Origin of the sequence: Candidatus Ruminimicrobium bovinum, from assembly GCF_902760015.1 — a bacterium.
Classification (GTDB): domain Bacteria; phylum Elusimicrobiota; class Endomicrobiia; order Endomicrobiales; family Endomicrobiaceae; genus Ruminimicrobium; species Ruminimicrobium bovinum.
The window spans coordinates 1-3,681 of sequence record NZ_CACWEU010000066.1 but is presented as its reverse complement, the minus strand read 5'-3'; the positions used below and the strand labels follow the sequence as shown (position 1 = coordinate 3,681).

The following is a 3,681-nucleotide window of genomic DNA, read 5'->3' as shown; positions in this document are numbered from 1 at the left end:
TTGCCTGTATTTTATCAATGGGAAAACAGTAATTATGGTATTAGAAAATTTAAGTTGGAAGTAATTGAAAGCAGTATTAAAGAACAGTGTAAGAAATGTTTTTTCAACTTAAATAGGTTTCATTGTCCTGCAGTGCCATGCGGTGCAGTTGCAAGAAAAGACGGTAAGTATGTTTATTTCAAGGAGATGAAATAATGCAATATTTATATATCTGTATTTTAATGATAAACAAATAGGAGGTACTTTATTATGAATAAAAGTGAATTAATAAAAAATTTAAAATCGTCACCAATTTATAATATGTCGCAAGATTCTTTAGAAAATTTTCATACTTCTTTTTTATGTTGGTTAGGAAATACTTATCCTGAAAAATTTATAAAACTATTTAATGATAAAAGATTTGATAAAACTAAAGAGTATAATTGTAAAAAACAAGTAATACACACAAATTCAAACAAAAATGAAGGTAATAAAAATATAAGAACGGATTTAGAGTTTCAATTTAATGATAATGAACTGATTATTATAGAAAACAAAATGAAATCTTATCCGGATTATAATCAGTTAGAAAAATATTATGATATTATCTGTAAAGAAAAAAAAGAAACAACTTTTATTTTATTATCTTTGGTTGATAAAATAAATTTACCAAAGCAGTGGATTTGCATAAGTTATTCTGACTTAGCTAAAAAAATGAATAAAATATTTTGTGAAAATGTTGAATATAAAAAAGATTATCAAGATTATCATAAATGTTTAATGCAAGATTATATTAATGTTATAAATTTACTTTCTAAAAGTTTTCCTGAAAAAAACAATGAAATATATGATTTGGATGAACAAAAAAAACAAATTATAGATGATTTACAAGATATTTATATTAAATACAGGACATCCGAATTAGCAAATTATATTAATAAAGAAATAAGAAAAAAATGCAATTGGGAAATCAAAGAAAGTTTTAGTGCCAAAAGTAAAGAGGGAGTTGTTGATGTAATACGAAAATTAGATGAAAATAACAGATTTCATATACAAATACAAGGTAAACAATATAGTTATGGCTTTGTATATTTAGAAGGAAAATCTACCCCAGATGATATATGGAAAGAAAGAATAAAGATTGCAAATAAATTAAAAGACCAGGGTTATTGGTTTGTTGATATAAAAGATCCTAAAAGAAAAACAAAATGTGAAAATTTTTATAGTTATAAACCGGATTTCATATATAGACAATCTAATAAAGGAATCGATGAAAAAACAACTTACAAAGAAATAACAAACAGAATCAAAAAAGATATTGAAAAATTTGAACAAAATTTAGTTGAAATACAAAATTGTATATATGAATTTGTTAAATATTAAACTGTAAATTTAGTATTGTTTTAAAATTTCTCTAACGGTTGTATCGAGTGTTTGCGGTTCTGTTACTTTAACATAAGGTAACCAGTGGAATATTGTCGGTAAAATTTCTTCTTTTTTTGCTATTTTACATTCCAATATTAAAGAACCGTCTTTATTTTCTTTTATTATTTTCTGCAAAGGAAAATATTGTTTTGCTTTAAAATATTTTGCTGCTTTTTTTGCAACGGAAAGTGTTACTTTTGTTTTTCGGTCTATTTCAAAATAAATATTTACACTTTCTTTTAGAATTTTTGTTATATCTTTTGTATGTTCAAAATTTTCACCCATAGGTATAATCTTTTTTATGTTAGCAATATTATATTTTAACACTTTGTTTTTATGCCCTATTAAACATATTAAATACCAAAAACCTTCGAAGTAAGCGATTTTTATAGGTTTTAAATTTTTTATTTGTTTATTATATACGGATTCAATTGTTAAATATTCATTTTCTTTTATTGCTTTTTCTATAGTTCTCGTTTTGTCGTTCATTTCATATTTAGGTCCGGTTTGAAATTTTACAAAAAATGGACTATCTGCATTTTCAGACAATATCCTTTTTCTAAACATATCAAAACTTTTATCTAACTTTTTATTCTTTAAAGAATCTACAAAAGAATTTAACAATACCAAAAGTCCGGCTTCCGTATCGGACAATTGCATTTTTTTCAAAGAAAATTCTTCAGCAAAAGCATAAGCACCCTTTTGCGGATTATACAAAGGAAATTCAGCATTTTCTATTTCTTTAATGTATCTTTGAATTGATTTTGTTGATACATTTAATTCGTCGGCAAGCCCTTTTGTTGTTACAGCACCGGAATCCAATTTATTCAAAATGAATATTATTGCAGACATTTTATTCATAAAATTCCACCTGTAATAAATTTTCCATATTTTAGCAAAAGGACAGGGTGTTGTCCACTTAGTATGGTATTAATATAGATGTATGGATGTATAGAGGTATGGAAACGACGAAAGGCAGAAGATAGAAAACAATAAAAAACTTTAATAGGAGAAAGAAAGTATGAAAGAAATGCAAGAAATAGTAAAAGAATTAAAAAATGCAAAAATTGTAAGCATCATAGGTAAAGTCGGCACAGGAAAAACAACATTAGCAACAAATATTATAAAAGAATTTATAACAGATACCAAAGTTAAAAGAAATGTTGCAATATATTCTTTGGAAACAACAAGTGTTGTTTTGCTGTCTTTAATTACACAAATGAAAGGCAAAAAATTGAATGTTTTTATAAATAAAACAGATTTCGATACAAACAAAGAAATAGACGAAGAAACAAGTAAAGGATTTTTTTATATATATGATGGTGAAAGCGTAAAAACAGGAAAAATAAAACAACAAATAGATTCTCTTATTGAAGAATTAAAAAAGAGAAAACAAAAATTGGATTTAATATTAATAGATTATTTACAACTTACATATCCTTCAACAGATAATCTTTATATTGATACAAAAGATAAAAAAGGGCAAGAGCTAAAAGAAAATTATGATGTTTTAATAAAACAGTTTGCTGATACAAATCTTAACGAAATTATGGAAACGAATATAAAACAATTAAAAGAAATTGCAAAAAATTATAATATTCCGATAATACTTGTAACAATGTTAAGTGATAATAAAGAACAAGAAACAGAACAAAAGAAAGTAATTAAAGAAATTTGCGATATTGTTATTGAAATAGAAAAACAAGAAGATAATTCTCAAATTAAAATAACTGATTCAAAAAATAATACAAAAATAATTAATTGTAAATTTGATAATACTTCATGTGAATTTATTGAGATAAAATGACAATAATATATTTTTCATCATTATTAAAACAAAAAAGATATTTACCTTTCTATAATAGGTTAGTAAAACTATTTAAAGATAATAATTTAAGTTGTGAATTTGTTGAAGAAACGAAAGATATTTGGATGCGGGATTTTATGCCTATAAAATCTATGGATGGCAAATATATTCAGTTTGATTATCATCCTATATATTTAAAAAAATATCCTAAATATATAACAGACGGTAGTTTAATTGCAAAATAATTAGGAATAGAAACAATAAAAACGGATATAAAACTTGATGGCGGAAATTTCGTTTGTTATAACGGAAAAGCAATAATAACCTCAAGAATATTTAAAGAAAACCCGCAATACAAAAAACAAATTCTTATAGATAAAATAAAATATTTACTTAAACTTAACAAAATAATAATAATTGAAGAAGAATATGATACTTACGGGCATAGTGACGGTATGGTTAGGTTTGTT

General features: G+C 24.2%; 5 protein-coding genes. 4 read left to right on the top strand and 1 reads right to left on the bottom strand.

Features of this window, described 5'->3' with window-relative positions; genetic code table 11:
• Both ACMUOV_RS02400 and ACMUOV_RS02395 read left to right on the top strand, forming a co-directional pair.
• Positions 1-195: hypothetical protein (locus tag ACMUOV_RS02400; protein ID WP_413853438.1), on the top strand; the 195-nt coding region annotated here is incomplete at its 5' end.
• 54 nt (positions 196-249) lie between these two features.
• Positions 250-1,362, top strand: a complete 1,113-nt coding sequence (locus tag ACMUOV_RS02395; RefSeq protein WP_413853436.1) for a PD-(D/E)XK nuclease family protein — start codon at positions 250-252, stop codon at positions 1,360-1,362.
• Positions 1,363-1,371: 9 nt separating this feature from the next.
• Here ACMUOV_RS02395 and ACMUOV_RS02390 read toward each other — a convergent pair whose 3' ends face one another.
• Positions 1,372-2,265, bottom strand: coding sequence for a helix-turn-helix transcriptional regulator (locus ACMUOV_RS02390; RefSeq protein WP_413853434.1), 894 nt, complete (start codon positions 2,263-2,265; stop codon positions 1,372-1,374).
• Between the two features lie 160 nt (positions 2,266-2,425).
• Between ACMUOV_RS02390 and ACMUOV_RS02385 the strand changes: the two genes are divergently transcribed.
• On the top strand, positions 2,426-3,211 hold the full coding sequence (locus ACMUOV_RS02385; protein ID WP_413853432.1) for a DnaB-like helicase C-terminal domain-containing protein: 786 nt from the start codon (positions 2,426-2,428) through the stop codon (positions 3,209-3,211).
• Positions 3,208-3,456 (top strand): hypothetical protein, encoded by a 249-nt coding sequence (locus tag ACMUOV_RS02380; protein WP_413853430.1) that lies wholly within the window; start codon positions 3,208-3,210, stop codon positions 3,454-3,456. The genes ACMUOV_RS02385 and ACMUOV_RS02380 overlap by 4 nt, the downstream gene beginning before the upstream one ends.
• Positions 3,457-3,681 lie beyond the last annotated feature (225 nt).

Bases quoted from the DNA above. Each gene is read 5' to 3' on its own strand.
- ACMUOV_RS02395 (WP_413853436.1), top strand. From the start codon at position 250: ATGAATAAAAGTGAATTAATAAAAAATTTAAAATCGTCACCAATTTAT.
- ACMUOV_RS02390 (WP_413853434.1), bottom strand. From the start codon at position 2,265: ATGAATAAAATGTCTGCAATAATATTCATTTTGAATAAATTGGATTCC.
- ACMUOV_RS02385 (WP_413853432.1), top strand. From the start codon at position 2,426: ATGAAAGAAATGCAAGAAATAGTAAAAGAATTAAAAAATGCAAAAATT.
- ACMUOV_RS02380 (WP_413853430.1), top strand. From the start codon at position 3,208: ATGACAATAATATATTTTTCATCATTATTAAAACAAAAAAGATATTTA.